This is a genomic window from Streptomyces sp. NPDC050145 (genome assembly GCF_044460245.1).
Taxonomy (GTDB): domain Bacteria; phylum Actinomycetota; class Actinomycetes; order Streptomycetales; family Streptomycetaceae; genus Streptomyces.
The window spans coordinates 34629-53446 of record NZ_JBITJS010000019.1; the positions used below are offsets into that span (position 1 = coordinate 34629).

The following is an 18818-nucleotide window of genomic DNA, read 5'->3' on the forward strand; positions in this document are numbered from 1 at the left end:
GGGGTGCGGGAGGGGATCAACGGGCTTCCGTGTCGGCCGGCTTCCAGCGGAAGAGCTTGTTCTCGAGGAAGGTGAGCAGCGACTCGGCGAGCAGCGCGACGACGGCGAGGATGACCATGGCCGCGTAGACGCCGGCGGAGTTGAAGGTGCCCTGGGACGCGGAGACGAGCAGGCCGATGCCCTTGGTGGCGCCGATGTACTCGCCGACGATCGCGCCGATGAGGGCGAAGCCGAAGCTGACGTGGAGGCTGGTGAAGATCCACGAGGTGGCGGCGGGGATGACGACCTGGAAGGTGACCTGCCGGTCGCGGGCGCCGAGGATGCGGGCGTTGTCGATGAGGTGCCGGTCGACCTCGCGGGCGCCCTGGAAGGCGTTGAAGAAGACGGGGAAGAAGACGAGGACGACGGCGGAGGCGACCTTCGAGGCGGGTCCGAGGCCGAACCAGATGAGGAAGATCGGGGCGAGGACGATCCGGGGCAGCGCGTTGAGGACCTTGATGTACGGGCCCATGACGTCGGCCAGGAAGCGGACGCGGCCGAGCGCGATGCCGAGCACGACACCGGCGACGACGCCGACGACCCAGCCGAGCAGGGCCTCGTAGAGCGTGTACCAGATCTGTTCGAGCAGGGAGCCCTGCGGGGTTCCGTGCAGGGCCCACTGCTGGATCTGGTCCCAGATCTTCGAGGGCATCGAGAAGTTGAACGGGTCGATGATCCCGGCGCGGGAGAACCACTCCCAGACGCCGAGGACGAACACGAGGACGGCGGCGCGGGCGAGGAGGACGACGGCGCGGCGGCGGCGTGCGGCGCGGGCCCGTTCGGCGGTGCGGGCGGACACCGGGGGGTCCGTCTTCGCGAGGGGTACGGCGCTCGCGGTGGTGTCAGGCGACATGCTGGGCGCCCCTCTCGCGGGTGATGCGGACTTCCTCGCCGAGCGAGGACCAGATCTCGCGGTAGATCTCGACGAAGCGGGGTTCCAGGCGGATCGACTCGACGCGGCGCGGGCGCGGCAGGTCGATGGTGAAGACCTCCTTGACCGTGGCGGGGCCCGCGGTCATGACGACGACCTTGTCGGCGAGGGCGATGGACTCCTCCAGGTCGTGGGTGACGAAGACGACGGAGGAGCCGGTGCCGGCCCACAGCTCCATGAGCTCGTCGGACATGAGGGCGCGGGTCTGGACGTCGAGCGCGGAGAACGGCTCGTCCATGAGGAGGATCGACGGGTCGTTGACGAAGGTGGCGGCGAGGGCGACGCGCTTGCGCTGGCCGCCGGACAGCTGGTGCGGGTAGCGGTCCTCGAAGTCGGTCAGGCCGACCCGGGCCAGCCACGCGCGGGCCCGCTCCTTCGCCTCCGCCTTGGGGACGCCGCGGAAGCGGGGGCCGGCCATGACGTTGGACAGGACGGTCCGCCAGGGGAAGGTGGCGTCCTGCTGGAAGACGAAGCCGACCCGGTCGTCGATGCCGCGCACCGGGGTGCCGGACAGCATCACCTCGCCGTCGGTCGGCTCCTCCAGGCCGCTGACGAGGGTGAGGGTGGTCGACTTGCCGCAGCCGGTGGGGCCGACGACGGCGACGAACTCGCCCTGCTGGACGGTCAGATCGAGATCGTGGACGGCGGTGTGGGAGGCGCCGGAGGGAGTGCGGAAGGCCTTGCGCACCCCGCGCAGTTCGATGGCCGGACTGGAAGTCATGCCGCGGACGTTAGAAACGGCCGGGGCGCGGCGGAAGTTTTCTCCGGCAACCGCGGATTGTGCGCGTAAAACGGATTCTGCTCATTGTGCCGACGGCCTCGGCGCCGGGTCCCGCCGGAACTCTTCCCAGGTCAGACCGGGCCGGTTACGGTGCGGGCACCCTCGCGAAACGTCCGGTCGCGCGGGGAAGTTCCCGAAGGCAGGTCGAAAGCAGGTGTCAAAAGTGGCCCGCTTGCGCATCGGCTGGCCGAGGCAGGTGTTCGCCCAGGTCCTCATCGCCCAGCTGCTCATCACGACCGGGGTGCTGCTGCTCCTGACGGGCCTGTTCCTGCAACCGCTGCGGACCCAGCTCGACGATCAGGCCGAGCATCAGGCGCTGGCCGTCGCGCAGACCACGGCCGCCGACCCGCAGGTCGCCGAGGGGCTGCTGACGACGCGGGCGGACGCCGGCGGGCCGGTGCAGCGGCAGGCGGAGCGGACGCGGCGGGCCACGGGCGCGCTGTACGTCGTGGTGATGGACCGGCGCGGGATCCGCTGGTCGCACACGGACGCGCGGCAGGTCGGGCACCGCGTCTCGACGGATCCCTCGATCCCGCTGCACGGACGGGTCGCCCTGGAGGTCGACCGGGGCACGCTGGGGCGGTCGGCGCGGGCGAAGGTGCCGCTGCGGGACGCGACGGGGGACGTGATCGGGGCGGTGTCGGTGGGCATCGCGTACTCCGGGGTGCAGGACCGGCTGCTGTCGGCGCTGCCCGGGCTGCTGCGGTACGCGGGCACGGCGCTGGCCGTCGGGGCGTGCGCCGCGTTCCTCGTGGCCCGGACCCTGCGCAAGCGCACCCACGGGGTGTCCGTCGCCGACATCGCGGCGCTGCTCTCGGAGCGGGAGGCGATGCTGCACGCGGTGCGCGAGGGCGTCATCGCGCTGGACGGGCGCGGGCGGGTGCGGCTGGTGAACGACGAGGCCGCGCGGCTGCTCGCGCTGGAGGACGGGGCGGAGGGGCGGGGCCTGGCCGAGGTGCTGCCGCCGGGCCGCTCGCGGGACGTGATCGCCGGGGAGGTGACGGGGCGGGACCTGCTGACCGTGCGGGAGAACCGGGTGCTCATCGCGAACCGGATGCCGACCCCCGACGGCGGCGCGGTCGTCACGCTCCGGGACCGCACCGAGGTGGAGCTCCTGGGCCGTGAACTCGACTCCATCAAGGGCCTGTTGGACGCTCTGCGCGCCCAGGACCACGAGCACGCCAACCGGCTGCACACCGTCCTCGGCTTCCTCGAACTCGACCTGCCCGAGCGGGCGCGCAGCTACGTCGCCGGGCTGACCCGGGCGCGGCGGGCCTCCGCCGAGGAGTTCGCGGAGCGGGTGCGGATGCCGATGGTGTCGGCGCTGCTCGTGGGCAAGTCGGCGATCGCTTCGGAGCGCGGTGTGACCCTGCGCCTGTCCGACCGCACGCACCTGCCGACGGGCCTCATCGACGCGCGGGACGTCGTCACGGTGCTCGGCAATCTCATCGACAACGCGCTCGACGTGGCCGGCGGCGGGCGCACCGCGCGGCCGGTGGTGGAGGTGGAGGCGTTCGTGGAGCGGGACACGGTCGTCGTACGGGTCAGCGACAACGGGCCGGGCGTGCCCGTGGAGTTGCGGGACACGATCTTCCAGGAGGGCTGGAGCACCAAGGAGTCCCCCGCGCACCGCGGGCGCGGTCTCGGCCTCGCCATGGTGCGCAGTCTCGCCGAGCGCTACGGCGGGACCGCGCGCATCGCCGCGCGGGCCGGCGGCGGCGCCGTCTTCACGGTCACCTTCCCCGACATCGTGTCCCGGCCCGTGCCGGCCCCGCACCCGTCCGTCCTGGCTGGAGAACCCTCATGATCGATGTCCTCGTGGTGGACGACGACTTCCACGTCGCGGAGATCAACGCCGCCTACGTGGAGAAGACCCCGGGCTTCCGCATCGTGGGCACGGCGCACACGGCCCTCCAGACGATGCGCCTGCTCGAGTCCCGCGACGTCGACCTGCTCCTGCTCGACCACTACCTCCCCGACCGCACGGGCCTCGACCTCGTGCGGGCGCTGCGCCGGCAGGGCGTGCGCAGCGACGTCATCATGGTCACGGCCGCCCAGGACGTCGAGGTCGTGGAGGCGGCGCTGCGCTACGGCGTCCTGCACTATCTCGTCAAGCCGTTCACCTTCGACGGCCTGCGCTCCCGCCTGGAGAGCTACGTCGAACTGCGCCGCTCCCTGCGGGACGCGGGCGGCCGCACGGCGCCGGGCCAGCAGCGCATCGACCGCATCTTCGGCGCGGTCCGCACCCCGCCGAGTGCCGCCGCGCCTCCGGCGAAGGGCTGGTCGGGCCCCACCGCGGACCTGATCTACCAGGTGATCGCCCGGTCCGAGACCCCGCTCTCGGCCCAGGAGGTCGCCTTCCGCGCCGGTCTCAGCCGCTCCACGGCCCAGCGCTACCTCCGCCACCTCCAGGACACCGGCACCCTCCAACTGACCCTCCGCTACGGCGACGCGGGCCGTCCTGAACACCGCTATCGGGCGAGCGGCACGCTCTGAGCGCGCCGGCGGGTCCGTCTCAGGACTTCGGGGCGCGGTGGAGTTTGATCTCGCGGTTGACGAAGAGGTGGACGTAGCCGCAGCGCCAGCAGATCAGGCCCGTCGCGGTCTCGTCGGCCCAGGCCAGGTTGAAGAGTTCACCGCCCGTGCTGTTCAGTTTCACGCCGCGCTCGCGGAACAGGTCGCTCTCGCAGACCTGGCAGGTGATCCACATCTCGCCCAGTGAGGCGCGTACGGGCTTGGCCATGGTCGTTCCCCCCGTCGTTCGGTCCAGCGATCATGCATCGGGCCCGCGCGCCGGTGAAGACAATTGAGCAACTCCTGAGCTACCGGGGCGGGAAGCGGAACGGGACGCCGAGGTGCGCGGCCAGCGCCCGGCCAGCCTCGGTGGCGCGGGGGCCCGGGTTCTCGTACACCAGCGCGAGGGAGGCTTCGCCGGGCGGGGAGTCGAGGACCGCGACGAGTTCCACGAACCAGTCGTGGACGGTGTCGCCGTCCCAAACGGCCTCGATCGCGAGGACCCGGCCGGGGTGCGCGGCGGCGCGGGCCGCGAGGGCGGGGACGTCGAGAGGGTCCGGCGGGCGGTGTGCGACGCGGTCGCCGAGCGCCTCGTAGCGGGCGTGGATCTCCAACTGCGCCTCGTGCAGGCCGAGGCCCTGGGCGCGCAGGGCCTCCCAGAGGGTGCGGACCGCGAACATGCGGCGATCGCTCAGCACATCGGCGTCGACCGCGCGCCGGGTCGGTTCGTCGGCGCGGGCCCACCAGCCCGCGGGGGCCGGTGAGCCCGCGTCGTCATTCATACGGGGGATCTTGTCATGGCTGCGAAGGGCTCAGACAGCCGTGCCGTAGACGCCCATTTCGTAGATCGAGTAGCCCCAGGTCGAGTTCCGCTTCACGCCCTGCATGCGGACGTACGTGGCGGCCTCGCCGCCGGTGAGGCGGACGACGTCCGTGCCGCAGGCGGCCGGGGTGCGGGTGGCGGCGGTGGTCCAGTGGACGCCGTCGGCCGAGGTCTCGATCCGGTACTCGGTGGCGCAGGCGTTCTCCCAGGCGAGGGTCACCGCGGCGACCTTCGTGGGGGCGGCGAGTTTCACCTGCACCCAGGAGTCGTCCGCGTAGCCGGAGGCCCAACGGGTCTGGTTCGAGCCGTCGTTGACGTTGGCGGCCTTGAGGCGGTCCAGGTTCTGCTCGACGCTGGAGGCGGTGGCGGTGCCCTTGAGCGCGAGGTTCTCGGAGCCGTCCGCGGAGCCCCACAGCTCGATCACCATGTCGGCCTGGACGAGGAACGTGTCGAGAACGCCGTCGGCGACCTTCACGGGCGCCTTGCCCCAGGTGTTGCGGGCGGGGTCGACCTTGACGGCGGTGGCCTGTTCCTGCAGCTCACGGGCCTGGCCGAGGAGGGTGCGGGCGCGGTCCTCGTCGCCGTCGAGGCGGGCGTCGAGCGCGTCGAGCATCGTGACGGTGGCCTTGCCCCACAGCGCGGTCGCGTCGAGCCACGGCCCCGCGTCGGTCACGAACCCGGGCTGCACGGAACCGGCGCGGATCCGCCCCGGCGCCGCCGCGATCTCCTGCGCGTAGGACCGCAGCCCCGCGATGGCCGCGTCCCGCTCCCCCGCCTTCCAGCGGGTCCAGAACCGGTCGATGCGGGCGTCGAGTTGCGGCGCCTGCGCCTGCCACGGCTTCGGCCCGAAGGTGGGCGCGAGGTGCTCCAGGTCGGCGAAGACCCGCAGCGCTCCGGCGGCCTCGCGGTCACCGCCCGCGAGGTAGTCCATGGCCTGCTTCCAGGTGGCGTCCGCGTCGTAGGCGCGGTCGTTCCAGGCGAAGGAGGCGGAGCCGAAGACGGCGACCTTGCTGGCGTAGGGCTGGTTCATCGGGTTGGCGACGATGCCGCTGAGATGCTCGGACAGACCCGCCTCGCGCTTGTCGTACGGGGCGAGCAGCAGCCGGCCGCTGGTCTGGCCGTAGTCGTTGACCGGGTAGTTGTCCCAGACGAAGACCTTGCGGCCGAACAGCTGGGAGGCGGCGTCGGCCTGCGCGTTGGTGATGGAGGGCGGGACGACGTCGGTGCCGGTCCACATGACGACGACGGCCGGGTCGAGCGTGGCGCGCATCGTCTGCTTGTACGCGGTGTCGGTGAGGTCGCCGTACTCGGTGGGCACCATCTGGAGCGGGTGCGCGCCCTCGTGCGTGGCGACGAAGTTCTTCTGGACGTCGTTCAGCAGGTCGACCTGGGCCTTGGCCGCGGCGGCGCGGCCGGGCGCCCCGTACGCGGTCTGGTCGCCCGCGCAGTTCCACTTGGTGTAGCTGATGTCGTCGAGCGGGATGGAGAAGGCCCGCACGCCGAGGTCGTAGACGGCCTGGAGCTTCTTCTTCAGGGCGGCGCGGTCGGCCGGGTCGGAGTAACAGATGGAGCCGCCCGGGGAGACGGCGAAGGTGAAGCGCACGTGGTTGGCGTCCGCGCGCCCGACGAGCTTGCCGAGCTCGTCGATCTTGTCGGCCGGGTAGGGGTCGTGCCACTTGTCGCGGTGGTAGGGGTCGTCCTTGGGCGCGTAGACGTAGGTGTTGGCCTTGACGTCGCCGTAGAAGTCCATCTGGTCGAGGCGTTCGGCGGGCGACCAGGGCTGTCCGTAGAAGCCCTCGATGGTGCCGCGCAGCGGCATCGCCGGCCGGTCCTCGACGCGGGCGCCCGCGATGCGCCAGACGCCGTCGGCGCGGACGAACAGCTGGCGCAGGGTCTGCACGGCGTAGAACTGTCCGGCGGCGTCGGCCCCGGCCAGGGTCACCTGCCGGTCGCCGTCGCGGACGGCGACGCGCAGGGCGTAGCCCTCGGCCGCGTCGGGGGCCTCCGTGTCGCCGAGGGCGGCGGCGATGTCGGGACGGTCGGCGGGGCCGAGCCGGAGGACCAACTGCCCGTGCGGCAGGGCCGCGCCGGGGGCGAGCACGTCGACGCGGTCGGCGCCGTGGGCCTTCAGCTCGCGCACGAGGCGCTCGCGGGCGGCGGTGTCGGTGCGGGCGTCGACGACGAGGGCGACGCGACCGGTGACCTCGGCGTCGCCGCCCTCGCGGGCGATCTCCCGGGGCGCGGGGGCGACGGAGGGCAGTGGCCGCTGCGCGGCGGCGGCCCGGGGCTCGGGCGCGGCGTGCGCGGCGGGGCCGAGGGCGGCGAGCTGGCCTGCGGCGAGGGTGGTGGCCAGCACGGAGATGCTGAGCAGACGGGATCTTCCGGGGGTTCTCTTCACGGGTCTCCGATCCGTTCGACGTCCGCCCGCCGGTGCTGGGCAGCGGCGGGCGGCATCAAGATCTGTCTTTTTACGCTCGGTTGACGAGTATTCAGAGCAGAAAGGAGCATGCGGAGTGGCGCCCGCCACCGTGACACAGCTTCCGCAACATGTCTAGACCTATTGGTCTATACCATGACAGGGGTGGTGGTGCGGGATCAGAGGACGCCGCCGAGCCCCGCCGCGAACAGCCGGGTCAGTGCGGTCGGGGCCGTGATGGCCGTGCCGACCACCACGCTCGCGGCGCCCGCGGAGAGCGCCGCGCCTGCCTGCGCCGGGGTGGCGATGCGGCCCTCCGCCACGACCGGCACGGAGACCGCCGCGGCGAGTTTGGCCACCAACTCGAGGTCGGGATCGTCCTGTTGCGGGGAGCCCGGTACGTACCCGGAGAGCGTCGTGCCGACGAGGTCGGCTCGGTCCCGGGCTGCCGCGACCCCCTCGGCCAGGGTCGACACATCGGCCATCACCAGGGCGCCCGCGCCGTGCACGGCAGTGACGAGCTCGGCGAACGTACCGCCGTCCGGGCGTGGCCGGTCGGTCGCGTCGGCGGCGACGACGGCCGCGCCCGCCTCGACGAGTGCCAGGGCGTGGCGCACGGTGGGTGTGATGTGGACGCCGGCGTCCCCGTCCTTCCAGAGGCCGATCACCGGCAGGTCCACGGCGGCGGCGACGGCTGCGACCACCTCCGGTTCGTTGACCCGGACGGCGGCGGCCCCGCCCGCCTCGGCCGAACGGGCCATCCGTACGAGGGTGTCGGTGTGCCGCATCGGATCTCCGGGCGGCGCCTGGCAGGACACGACGAGACGGCCGGCGAGGGCGGCGAGCAGGGGGCCTTCGGTCATTCGGGGACTCCGGTGGTGCGCGGGATGTGCAGGGGCAGGGTGCGGGTGAGGGCGGCGGCGCCGAGGATCGCGGCATCGTGACCGACCGCGGGCGGACGGATCACCAGATCACGCAGTGGCTCCATGAGTTCGGCGGTGAACGCCGCCGTCAGGGCGTCCCCGTACAGGGCACCGATCCGTGGGACACCGCCCGCCACGACGACCCGGTCGGGGCCGAGCGCGTTGGCGAGGCCGCCCAGGACACGGCCTACGGCGCGGGCGCCTCGGGTGATCGCGGCGGCGGCCTGCGCGTCGCCCTGTGCCGCCCGCTCCGCGACCCGCTGGAGGGGGCCGGGTTCGGTGCCGGTCACCCGGGCGTAGCGGGCGGCGATGGCGGGGCCGGCCGCGACGGCCTCCAGGTGCCCCTCGGCGCCGCAGGTGCAGGCCAGTCCGGCGGCCTCCGGTACGGGCAGGTGACCGAGGTGCCCGGCGATGCCGCGGCGGCCGTGCACCATGCGGCCGTCGGTGGCGACGGCGCCGCCCACTCCGGTGCCGACGGCCACGTAGAGCAGGGACGCCCCCGGTGCGTCGGCGAGTTCGGTGCCGGCGGCCGCTCGTACGTCGTTGTCACAGGCCACGGGCAGTCCCGTGCGGGCGGCCAGGCCGGATCCGAGGGCGGTGCCGGCCCAGCCCGGGAGGGTGTCGGTGGCGCTGGTGACGGTGCCCGAAGCCGGGTCGATGACCCCGGCCGCGGCGACCCCGACGGCCGTGGCGTGTGGCCCGCGTACCGCCCTGGCGGCGTCGGCCAGCGCTTCGAGCACGGCCTCTGGGCCGTCGGCGGCCGGGGTGGGCAGCCGGTGCCGGGCGAGGACGGCGCCGTCGGGCGCGACGAGAGCGGCGTCGATCTTGGTGCCGCCCAGGTCCAGACCGACGACCGGCGGGGCCGCGGTCATCGGACGGGGAGCAGGCCGGCCGCCCGCAGCCGGGTCTCGACGAGCGCCACGGCAGTGTCGTCCAGCGGGATCTGCGGGGCGGCGGTGGCGCCGTGCGCGATGACCCCGAGGAGGCGCAGGGCGTGCTTGAAGGCTCCGATGGCCGAGGAGTTGCGGCCCATCTCGGCCTCGGGGCCCGCGTCGACGAGGCCGAACAGGTCGACGAGCCGCTCCTGCTCCTTGACGGCGGTGTCGAGGTCGCCGCCGCGCACGGCGTCGTAGAGGCGGACGTACCCGGCCGGGTCGACGTTGCCGAGGCCGGGGACGACGCCGTCGGCGCCCGCCAGAAGGGCTGCGTCCACGGTGAGTTCGGAACCGGTGAGCACACTGAAGGTGGGGGCGGGTCCCTCGGCACGGCCGTGCCGGCCGCCGAGCTCGACGAGCAGGCGGCGCAGCGAGCCCTCGTCGCCGCTGCTGTCCTTGAGCCCGGCGAGCGTGCCGTCCTCGGCGAGTTCGCGGACCAGGGCGCCGGGCAGCTTGCTGTGCACGGAGACCGGCAGGTCGTAGGCGAACAGCGGGAGTTCGCCGTGCTCGCGCACGGTGCGGAAGTGGCGGGCGATCTCTGCGGGGTGGGTGCGGGCGTAGAAGGGGGCGGTCGCGACGAGGCCGTCGGCGCCGAGCGCGCGGGCGGCGCGGGCGTGCTCCACGACACGGGGGGTGGTCATGTCGATGACCCCGGCGAGGACGGGGACTCGCCCGGCGGCCGCCTCGACGACGGTCTCCAGGGCCACGGCACGCTGCCGGTCGGTGAGAAAGGCGACCTCACTGCTGGAGCCCAGCGCGAAGAGGCCGTGCACGCCGCCGTCGACGAGATGCCCGACGAGCCGCGCGAGAGACCCGGTGTCGACCTCACCGGCAGGGTCGAGCGGAGTGCAGACGGGCGGCACGACGCCGCGCAGGGGGTGGGACCAGGGCATGGGAACTCCAGGTGGTGCAGGGGTGGTTCGGGATCGGGTGGGGTGCGTCCGGCGGGGCCGCGGGCCCGTCCGGCGGACCCACCGCCGGACGGGGCCCGCAGGCCCACGGTGCCGATGCGCACCGCTGTCGCGGCGGGTGCGCGACCTGTGGACCGGCCGCCGGTCAGGGCGCGGTGACGGTCAACTTCGCGTCGCCGTAGGCGTGTTGGCGGCCACGGACCGCGTAGTCCGCAGTGGCCGTCAGTGTTGCGGGCGTCGCGTCGGCCGGGGCGGTCACCGGGATCTTCAGGGTGGCGCCCTGGCCCGGCTGGAGAGCCGGGAACTCGGTCGTCGGGGCCGTGTATCCGGCCGGGAGGCGGAGGGTGACGGTGCCCGCCGGGAGGCTGACGTCGTTCTGGCTGACGACGCGGACCGGGACCTCCGTCGTCGCGCCCGCCTTCAGGGCCGTCGGGGTGATCGTGACGGGCGCACAGACCCCGGCGAGCCACTGGAGGTCGAAGGAGGAGTAGGTGATGTGCCGGTAGTCGGCGCGCTCCCACAGCAGACCCATGCCCGGGTTCGGTGCGGTGCCGTCGCCGAGCGGGGTCAGGGTCGAGTAGGCGGCGGAGCCGGCCTCGACGGTCTTCCTGACCGGCCAGTTCTGCCCGTTGTCGCAGGACAGCCGGACGGTGAGGTTCTTGCGGCCGCCGGTGGTGGCGGTGTTGCTGAACATCAGCCACGAGGCCCGCGGATGCGAGGGCGCCACATCGGGGGCGAAGCGGGTGATCGATCCGTTGTTCGCGGGGTCGGGCAGTTCGGTGTCCTGCTGGAACGGGGTGTAGGTGACGCCTCCGTCGCTGGAGTAGGCCACCGTGCGGTACGGCGCGGAGCGGTTGTTGAGCATGACGCGGCCGTCGGACAGCTCGACGGTCTTGTTCTCGTCGCCGCCGGGGCCGACGGGTGTCCCCGTCCTCCAGGTGGCGCCGTGGTCGTCGCTGTAGGCGCTGACCGCGTAGTTGGCGCCGTTGTTCCGGATGGCGTACTGCTGGACGAGCCGCCCCTTGTACGGGCCGCGGCGCAGCTGGACACCCTCGCCGGAGGAGGCGAACATGCCGCCCCAGGCCGGGTTCTTGATGTCGGCGGTGATCCGTTCGTGCTTCCAGGTGCGGCCGTTGTCGTCGGAGTAGCTGTAGTCGGCCTGGAGGACGTTCGGGTCGGTCTCGTCGTTGCCGGTGGCCGAGCCGAAGAATCCCTGGTTGACCCCGGCCGCGTAGAAGAGGAAGACCCGGCCGGTCTCACGGTCGACGAGGAGGCTGGGGTCGCCGTACCCCTGGGGCGCGGCATCCTTCCGGACGACCTGCTGGGGCTGCCAGGTGGCGCCGCCGTCGGTGGAGCGGCGGATCACGATGCCGATGTTGCTGGGCAGGTCGGCGAGGGTGGGCCGGGCGTCATAGGCCGCGATGAGGGTGCCGTCGGTCGTCTTCGTGAGGGCGGGGATGCGGTAGTACGGCGATCCGGTGCCGGCGGTCGCCAGATCCTGCGAGGTGAGGGTGCCGGCCCCGGCGCCGTGGGCGGTGGTCGTGGTGGCGGCGACGACGGCGAGCGCCGCGGCGAGCGTGCCCAGGGTGACTCTTCGCTGCTGCATGTACGGACCTCTTCTCGGGTGGACGGTACGAGCGGGAGCACTGCGGAACGGGTGGTCGTACGAAGGCGCGCCGGCGCTCAGGGCGCGGCGAGCGCCGGCAACGTGCGCAGCCAGTCGAGCTGGACGCGCCGATGGTGGGCGCCGCCGCCCTCGTGGCCGTTGAACTCGTAGACGCGTACGTCCTTGGGGCCGCCGTAGCGGTGGTAGGCGGCGAAGCACGTGGACGGCGGGCAGATGTCGTCCATCATCGCGACGGAGAACAGGGCAGGGGCGGTGGCGCGCGGGGCGAGCACGGCCGCGTCGACGTGGGCAAGGGTGCGGAACACGGTGTCGGCGCGGTCGCGGTGCAGCGCGAGGTAGGCGGCGATCTCCGGGTACGGTCCCGCGCTTGCGATCCGCGCGCCGCGCCGGATGTCGCACAGGAAGGGGACGTCCGGCATGACTCCGGCGAGCCCGGGGACGAGCGCGGCGACGGCGAGCGCGATCCCGCCGCCCTGACTGACGCCAGTGACGACGACGCGCCCGGGGTCGACCGCCGGATGGGTCCGCACGGCGTCGACGGCGCGTACGGCGTCGGTGAACACCCGCCGGTAGTAGTGCTGTCCGGGGTCCTCGACGCCGCGGGTGAGGAAGCCGGGCACGGCGCCGGGCTCCCCCGCGCCCGGGTCGGGCGTGTCGCCGGGGGCGGCGGACCAGCCCTGGCCGCGGGTGTCGACGACGAGGTGGGCGTACCCGGCGGCGGCCCAGAGGAACTGCTCGTGGGCGAGGCCCCGGCCGCGTCCGTAGCCGAGGAACTCGACGACGCAGCCCAGGGGTTGCCGGGGCGCGGCCGCCGGCAGGTGCAGCCAGCCGCGCACGGGTTCACCGGCGTGCCCGGGGAACGTGACGTCGTACGTCGTGATCTGGCTGAGCCCGGTGTCGACGAGGGTGAACTCCGCCCGGGCCGCGGCACCTTGGCCGCGCTCGGCGTCCAGGGTGCGGGCCCAGAAGGCATCGAGTCCCGCGGGTTCGTCGAGCTCGGGCCGCAGCGCCAGGCACTCGGCGAGGGAGAGGTCCGTCAGTGGCATGTGGTGGGCCCCGGGGTGTGGTGGGCGGCGGGCGGGGCCGGGTGGTAGCAGGACGGGGAGGTGATTCCTGCGCACCCGGCGCCCTCTGAGGCGCGGCAGGGTGGCGAGCGGGGCAGACAGCGCCCAGTGGTACGGCCGTCCCGGCCGCGGCCGGTCGAGGGACCGACAACCAGGGACAACGGACGTCTGATGTCTGCTGTCCCGGGACCTTAGGGTCTGCCGTACAGGGACGTCAAGTGCCAGGACGCGCCGCACAGTTGTGGCGCTCCACCCGGGGGCACACAGCAGCGACGCCCGCCCCCAACGGGACGGACGCCGCAGAAAACCGCAGGTCAGCGCCGGGCGCGGGCCTCCGCGATCCGCTGCCGCACCGGCTCGTAGTGATCACGGAGCGCGGCCGCGAACTCGCCGGCGTCCCGGGCGCGCACCGCGTCCACGATGCGCTGATGATTGGCGACGGTTGTGTCGCCGTGCTCGCTGGTGAACACGTCGAGGTGCGGCGCCACGATCACGTAGACCTCCCAGAACGCGGCGGAGAGCTGGCCGATCAGGTCGTTGCCCAGCGGGGCGACGAGCTGGGCGTGGAAGGAGCGGTCTGCGGCCATGAAGTCGTGGGCGTCACCCGCGCCCGCCGCGCGCATCGTGTCGACGAAGACCTGGAGACGGTCCGCCTCCTCGCCCCCGAGGGCGCCGACGAGCCGCTCGGCCATCCCGCGCTCGAACAGCTCGCGCACCTCGATGAGGTCGGACATCACCTGGAAGTCGTCGTCGGGGCTGAGCAGTCCGCGGAAGGTGAGGCTCTCCACGAGGGCGGACAGGCTCAGCCGCCCCACGTAGGTGCCGTAACCGTGGCGGACCTCGACGATGTCGAGCGCGGTGAGGATCCTGATGGCCTCCCGCACGCTGGAGCGGCTCGCGCCGAGAGCCTCGCACAGGGCGGGCTCGGTCGGCAGCGGGTCGCCGGGGCGGAGCTTGTTGCTCAGGATGTACGTCTTGATGCCGTCGACGACTTCCTGCCTGAGCGGTTGACGTGCCGCCCGGGGCTCCGGCGCGACCGGTTTCACCGGCGCCTGTTCCCTCGCCACCTCTTGACCCCTCTCCTTGACCGGACTACCTTCCCACACTATCAAGGCATCGGACGTCTGACGTCCTACGCCCGACTGGTGAGGCCTTGACCACACTTTCCGCCGGAGTGACCACCTCTCTGGCCATTCTTCAGTCACCCCCTTGTCCGTCTGGAGGACTCCTTGCCCTCGCGCAGCGCAGCCGGCGTCGACCGCCGCACCTTCCTGAGATACACGAGCGCCATCGGTGTGACGACCGCGGCCACCACCGGCCTGACCGCCTGCGGAGGTCCCGCCTCCAGCGGCGACGGGGCGGGCACGTCCGGCGCCGGCGGCGCCGACACCATCGAGGCCGGTCTGTCGTACCCGCTCTCCACGGGCTTCGACCCGATGATCACGTCCGGCGCCACCCCGTACGCCGCGAACATGCACATCTTCGAAGGCCTGGTGGACCTCGACCCGGCCACCCTCGTCGCCCGCCCCGCGCTGGCCACCGAGATGCCGAAGAAGATCAACGCGACGACCTACCGGGCGACGCTGCGCAAGGGAGCGACCTTCCACGACGGCTCCCCGGTCACAGCCGAGGACGTCGTCTTCAGCTTCGAGCGCGTCCTCGACCCGGAGAACGCCTCGCTGATGGCGCAGTTCGTGCCGTTCATCGACTCCGTCGAGGCGGTCGACGCGAGCACGGTCGAGTTCAAACTGAAGTTCGCCTTCGCGCTGTTCCCGTCCCGCATATCCGTCGTACGGATCGTCCCGAAGAAGATCGCCGGCAAGGACGCCAAGGCCTTCGACGCCAATCCGGTGGGCTCGGGCCCGTACCGCTTCGTCTCCGCGGTCCGCGAGGACAAGATCGTGATGGAGGCCTACGACAAGTACAACGGGCCGCACCAGGCCAAGGCCAAGAAAATGGTGTGGCGGCTGATGGCCGACCCGTCCGCCCGGGTCAGCGCCCTGCAGTCGGGCCGCGTCCAGGCCATCGAGGACGTGCCGTACATCGACATGAAGGGCTTCACCGGCAAGAACAAGGTGGAGTCGGTCCAGTCGTTCGGCCTGCTGTTCCTCATGTTCAACTGCAAGGACGATCGGTTCGCCGACCAGCGGGTGCGCCAGGCACTGCACTACGCGCTCGACACCGAGAAGATCATCAGGACGGCCCTGCTCGGCAACGCCGAACCGGCCACGGGCTACGTCCCGGCGACGCACCCCGACTACCAGAAGGCCGCCACGGTCTACACCCACGACGTCGCCAAGGCGAAGAAGCTGCTCGCCGAGGCCGGGGCCGGAAAGCTGTCCTTCACCCTCCTGCTCACGGACACCGGCTGGGTCAAGGACATCGCCCCGCTCATCAAGGAGAGCTGGGACGCGGTCGGGGTCGACGTCAAGCTCGACATCGCCCAGTCCCCCGCCCAGTACGCGAAGGTCGACCAGGGCGACTTCCACGCGCTGGCCGCCCCGGGCGACCCTTCGGTCTTCGGCAACGACGCGGACCTGCTGCTGCGCTGGTTCTACTACGGCTTCTGGCCCGAGAAGCGCTACGGCTGGGCCGGCTCCGCCCCGTACAAGAAGGTGAGGTCGCTGCTCGACAAGGCGGCGAGCACGGGCGACGCCGGGAAGCGCAAGGAGCTGTGGAGCCAGGTCACCGATCTGGTCGCCGAGGAGGCCGCGCTCTATCCGGTGCTGCACCGCAAGCTGCCGACCGCCTGGGACTCCACGGCCCTGACCGGTTTCCGGCCGCTGCCGACGACCGGCCTGTCCTTCGTCGACGTCGGGCGCTCCTGACCGCGCACCGCCCAGGCCGCCGGGCCCGCACACTCCCGTCACCCCGGGAGCGGGTCCGGCCCCGACCGCTAGGAACCCCTCACGATGGTTGCTTTCCTCCGGCTGGCGCTGCGCCGCGTCGCGATGATGCCGGTGATGATCCTCGGGATCGCGCTGCTGGTCTTCGTGGTCCTCCAGTTCTCCCCCGTCGACCCCGCCTACAACGCCCTCGGCGACAGTGCGAGCCCCGAGGCGCGCGCCGCGTTCGCGCACGCCCAGGGTCTCGACGACCCGCTCCCGGTCCGGTACGTCCACTTCCTCGGGCAGTTGCTGCACGGCGACCTCGGCGTGACGGTGCCGCCGAGCCGGCCCGTCGCCGAGCGCATCGCGACGGCCTTCCCCCTGACCCTCCAGCTGACGGTGCTCGGCCTCACGCTCGCGATCGCGCTCGCGCTGGTCGCCGGCGTCATCAGCGCCGTGTACCGCGACCGCTGGCCCGACCAGGTCTTCCGGGTGCTGTCCATGGCCGGCATCGCACTGCCGTCGTTCTGGCTGGGGGTGCTGCTCATCCAGCAGTTCGCGCTGAACAACCCGGTGTTCCCGACGGGTGGTTATGTGAACCCGGCGGACTCCTTCCCCGGCTGGCTGCGCTCGCTCGCGCTGCCCGCGATCTCCCTCGCCCTGCCCGTCGCCGCGTCGCTCGCCCGGCTCATCCGCACGTCGATGGTGACCGAGCTGGACCGCGACTACGTGCGCACCGCCCGGGGCAGCGGCCTGCCGCCGTTCCTCATCATCCGGTCGGTGCTGCGCAACGCCCTGGTCACGCCGCTGACCGTGCTCGGCGTCAAGGTCGGCTACCTGCTCAGCGGCGCCGTCGTCATCGAGGCGATCTTCGACCTGCCCGGCATGGGCAAGCTGATCCTGGAGGGCGTCACCGGCGGTGACGTCGCGCTCGTCCAGGGCACCGTGCTCACCATCGCCATCGCGTTCCTCGTGGTCAACGTCGTCGTCGACCTGCTCTATCTGCTCGTCAACCCGCGCATCAGGACGGTGTGATGTTCGCTCCACGCTCTCTGGCCGAACGCCTCGCCCGGCCCGGCGCGCGCCTGCGCCGGCTGCCCGTCGTCTCGAGGATCGCCCTCGGCATCCTGCTCGTCGTCGTCCTCGGCGCCCTGTTCGCCCCGCTGCTCACCCAGGACCCGCTGGCCACCGGTGTGCCGGCCCGGGCGCCGGACGCCGCCCACTGGTTCGGCACCGACCGGGCCGGGCGCGACGTCTTCGCCCGCGTCGTGCACGGCGCCCGCTACTCCCTGGTCATCGGCTTCGGCGCGACGCTGCTCGCCCTCGTCCTCGGCTCGGTCCTCGGCGCACTCGCCGCGACCTCCCGCAAGCTCGCCGACGAGTCGGTGATGCGCACGCTCGACGTCGTCATGTCGTTCCCGCCGATCGCGCTCGCCGCCGTACTCGTCGCGGTGTTCGGCCCGAGCGTCCCCGTCATCGTCTTCACCATCGCCTTCGTCTACGCGCCGTCGCTGGCCCGGGTCGTCCGGGCCAACGTCCTGGAGCAGTACGGCGAGGACTACGTGGCCGCCGAGCAGGTCATCGGCGCCCGCCGCGGGTACATCGTCGCCCGGCACGTCGCCGTCAACTGCGCGGCCCCGGTCCTGGTGTTCGCGACGGTCATGGTCGCCGACTCGATCATCTTCGAGGCGAGCCTGTCGTTCATCGGTGCCGGTGTGCAGGACCCCGACCCCAGCTGGGGCAGCGTCCTCGCGTACGGCCGGCAGATCCTGCTGTCGGGCGGCTGGTGGGCCACCTTCTTCCCCGGCCTGTGCCTCCTGGTCACCGTGCTCGCGCTGAACATCCTGTCCGAGGGCATGACCGACGCGGCGGCCGCGCCCGACACCTCCCGCACGGGCGGCACGGAGGACTCCGGCGCCCCGGCCCAGGTCATCGCCGACCAGGCCGAGGTGGACTCCGCCCTGTCTCAACTGGCTTCCAGAATACGTGAGTCGAAGCCGGCGGTGCCGCCGCTCGCGAAGGACGCCACCGAACTCCTCGTCGTACGGAACCTGTCGATCCGCTTCCCGGACCGGTACGGCGACACGAAGGTCGTCGACAGCATCTCGTTCACGGTCCGCGAGGGCGAGACGCTCGGCCTCGTCGGCGAGTCCGGCTGCGGCAAGTCCGTCACCAGCCTGGCGGTCATGGGCCTGCTCGCGCGCAACGCGGTGGCCGGAGGAGAGATCCTGTACCGCGGCCGCGACCTGCTGACGATGTCCCCGCGCGAGCGGCGCGCCCTGATGGGCCCGGAGATCGCGATGGTCTACCAGGACGCCATGTCGTCCCTGAATCCGTCCGTGCTCGTCGGCGCGCAGCTGAAGCGGCTCACCTCGCGCGGTGGCACCCGCACCCCCGCCGAGCTCCTCGACCTCGTGGGCCTGTCCCCCGAGCGCACCCTGCGCAGCTATCCGCACGAACTGTCCGGCGGCCAGCGCCAGCGCGTCCTCATCGCCATGGCGCTGTCCCGCAGCCCCCGGCTGCTCATCGCGGACGAGCCGACGACCGCGCTCGACGTCACCGTGCAGGCACAGGTCGTCGAGCTCCTGGTCCGGCTCCGCGACGAACTGGGCTTCGCGATGGTCCTCGTCTCGCACGACCTGGCCCTGGTCGGCGACCTCGCCCACCGCGTCGCGGTGATGTACGCGGGTCAGATCGCCGAGGCCGGTGACACCCGGGCCCTGCTGACCGACCCGGCGCACCACTACAGCCGGGGGCTGCTGGGCTCGGTCGTGTCCCTGGAGTCGGGGGCGCGGCGGCTGCACCAGATCGGCGGGGTCGTCCCGGCACCGAAGGCGTTCGGCGCCGGCTGCCGGTTCGCCTCCCGGTGCGCGGCCGCGACCCAGCTGTGCGCGAGCACACCGCCGCCCTCGGCCGCCCGCGGCGGCCGGGCCGACCACGCGTTCGCCTGCCACCACCCCGCCGACGCCGCGCACGCGGCCGCACCCCTGGGGAGCACCCGATGACCCTCGCGCAGCCCGCCCCGG

At 72.7% G+C, this 18818-nt stretch carries 16 protein-coding genes; 5 read left to right on the forward strand and 11 right to left on the reverse strand.

Features of this window, described 5'->3' with window-relative positions; all coding sequences use genetic code 11:
* Window positions 1–16: 16 nt before the first annotated feature.
* A complete protein-coding gene (locus ACIBTU_RS31680) occupies window positions 17–892 on the reverse strand; it encodes an ABC transporter permease (RefSeq protein ID WP_399130087.1) in 876 nt (291 codons plus the stop codon).
* On the reverse strand, window positions 882–1691 hold the full coding sequence (locus tag ACIBTU_RS31685) for an ABC transporter ATP-binding protein (RefSeq protein WP_399130088.1): 810 nt from the start codon (window positions 1689–1691) through the stop codon (window positions 882–884). The genes ACIBTU_RS31680 and ACIBTU_RS31685 overlap by 11 nt, the downstream gene beginning before the upstream one ends.
* A gap of 223 nt (window positions 1692–1914) precedes the next feature.
* Here ACIBTU_RS31685 and ACIBTU_RS31690 point away from each other — a divergent pair, with 223 nt between their 5' ends.
* Both ACIBTU_RS31690 and ACIBTU_RS31695 read left to right on the forward strand, forming a co-directional pair.
* A complete protein-coding gene (locus ACIBTU_RS31690) occupies window positions 1915–3558 on the forward strand; it encodes an ATP-binding protein (RefSeq protein WP_399130089.1) in 1644 nt (547 codons plus the stop codon).
* Window positions 3555–4247: a response regulator gene (locus tag ACIBTU_RS31695; protein ID WP_399130090.1), complete on the forward strand. Its 693-nt coding sequence runs from the start codon at window positions 3555–3557 to the stop codon at window positions 4245–4247. Before ACIBTU_RS31690 ends, ACIBTU_RS31695 begins: the two co-directional genes overlap by 4 nt.
* Before the next feature lie 19 nt (window positions 4248–4266).
* Here ACIBTU_RS31695 and ACIBTU_RS31700 read toward each other — a convergent pair whose 3' ends face one another.
* From ACIBTU_RS31700 to ACIBTU_RS31740, 9 genes are all read right to left on the reverse strand, one after another.
* Window positions 4267–4494 carry a hypothetical protein gene (locus ACIBTU_RS31700; RefSeq protein ID WP_399130091.1) on the reverse strand — a complete coding sequence of 76 codons (228 nt, stop codon included), beginning with the start codon at window positions 4492–4494 and terminating at the stop codon, window positions 4267–4269.
* A gap of 79 nt (window positions 4495–4573) precedes the next feature.
* Window positions 4574–5047 (reverse strand): hypothetical protein, encoded by a 474-nt coding sequence (locus tag ACIBTU_RS31705; RefSeq protein WP_399130092.1) that lies wholly within the window; start codon window positions 5045–5047, stop codon window positions 4574–4576.
* A 30-nt stretch (window positions 5048–5077) separates the two neighbouring features.
* Window positions 5078–7444: a beta-N-acetylglucosaminidase domain-containing protein gene (locus tag ACIBTU_RS31710; RefSeq protein ID WP_399130093.1), complete on the reverse strand. Its 2367-nt coding sequence runs from the start codon at window positions 7442–7444 to the stop codon at window positions 5078–5080.
* A gap of 239 nt (window positions 7445–7683) precedes the next feature.
* A complete protein-coding gene (locus tag ACIBTU_RS31715; protein ID WP_399130094.1) occupies window positions 7684–8367 on the reverse strand; it encodes an N-acetylmannosamine-6-phosphate 2-epimerase in 684 nt (227 codons plus the stop codon).
* Window positions 8364–9299 carry an ROK family protein gene (locus tag ACIBTU_RS31720; RefSeq protein WP_399130095.1) on the reverse strand — a complete coding sequence of 312 codons (936 nt, stop codon included), beginning with the start codon at window positions 9297–9299 and terminating at the stop codon, window positions 8364–8366. The genes ACIBTU_RS31715 and ACIBTU_RS31720 overlap by 4 nt, the downstream gene beginning before the upstream one ends.
* Window positions 9296–10255: a dihydrodipicolinate synthase family protein gene (locus tag ACIBTU_RS31725; RefSeq protein WP_399130097.1), complete on the reverse strand. Its 960-nt coding sequence runs from the start codon at window positions 10253–10255 to the stop codon at window positions 9296–9298. Before ACIBTU_RS31725 ends, ACIBTU_RS31720 begins: the two co-directional genes overlap by 4 nt.
* 163 nt (window positions 10256–10418) lie before the next feature.
* Complete coding sequence (locus ACIBTU_RS31730) at window positions 10419–11879, reverse strand: exo-alpha-sialidase (protein WP_399130099.1); 1461 nt, start codon at window positions 11877–11879, stop codon at window positions 10419–10421.
* 77 nt (window positions 11880–11956) lie between these two features.
* A complete protein-coding gene (locus ACIBTU_RS31735; RefSeq protein WP_399130100.1) occupies window positions 11957–12946 on the reverse strand; it encodes an acetylxylan esterase in 990 nt (329 codons plus the stop codon).
* 332 nt (window positions 12947–13278) lie between these two features.
* A complete protein-coding gene (locus ACIBTU_RS31740) occupies window positions 13279–14031 on the reverse strand; it encodes a FadR/GntR family transcriptional regulator (protein ID WP_399130101.1) in 753 nt (250 codons plus the stop codon).
* Window positions 14032–14193: 162 nt separating this feature from the next.
* Here ACIBTU_RS31740 and ACIBTU_RS31745 point away from each other — a divergent pair, with 162 nt between their 5' ends.
* From ACIBTU_RS31745 to ACIBTU_RS31755, 3 genes are all read left to right on the forward strand, one after another.
* Window positions 14194–15792, forward strand: coding sequence for an ABC transporter substrate-binding protein (locus ACIBTU_RS31745; RefSeq protein ID WP_399130102.1), 1599 nt, complete (start codon window positions 14194–14196; stop codon window positions 15790–15792).
* 84 nt (window positions 15793–15876) lie between these two features.
* A complete protein-coding gene (locus ACIBTU_RS31750) occupies window positions 15877–16827 on the forward strand; it encodes an ABC transporter permease (protein WP_399130103.1) in 951 nt (316 codons plus the stop codon).
* On the forward strand, window positions 16827–18797 hold the full coding sequence (locus ACIBTU_RS31755) for a dipeptide/oligopeptide/nickel ABC transporter permease/ATP-binding protein (RefSeq protein ID WP_399130104.1): 1971 nt from the start codon (window positions 16827–16829) through the stop codon (window positions 18795–18797). The genes ACIBTU_RS31750 and ACIBTU_RS31755 overlap by 1 nt, the downstream gene beginning before the upstream one ends.
* The last annotated feature ends 21 nt before the right edge of the window (window positions 18798–18818 follow it).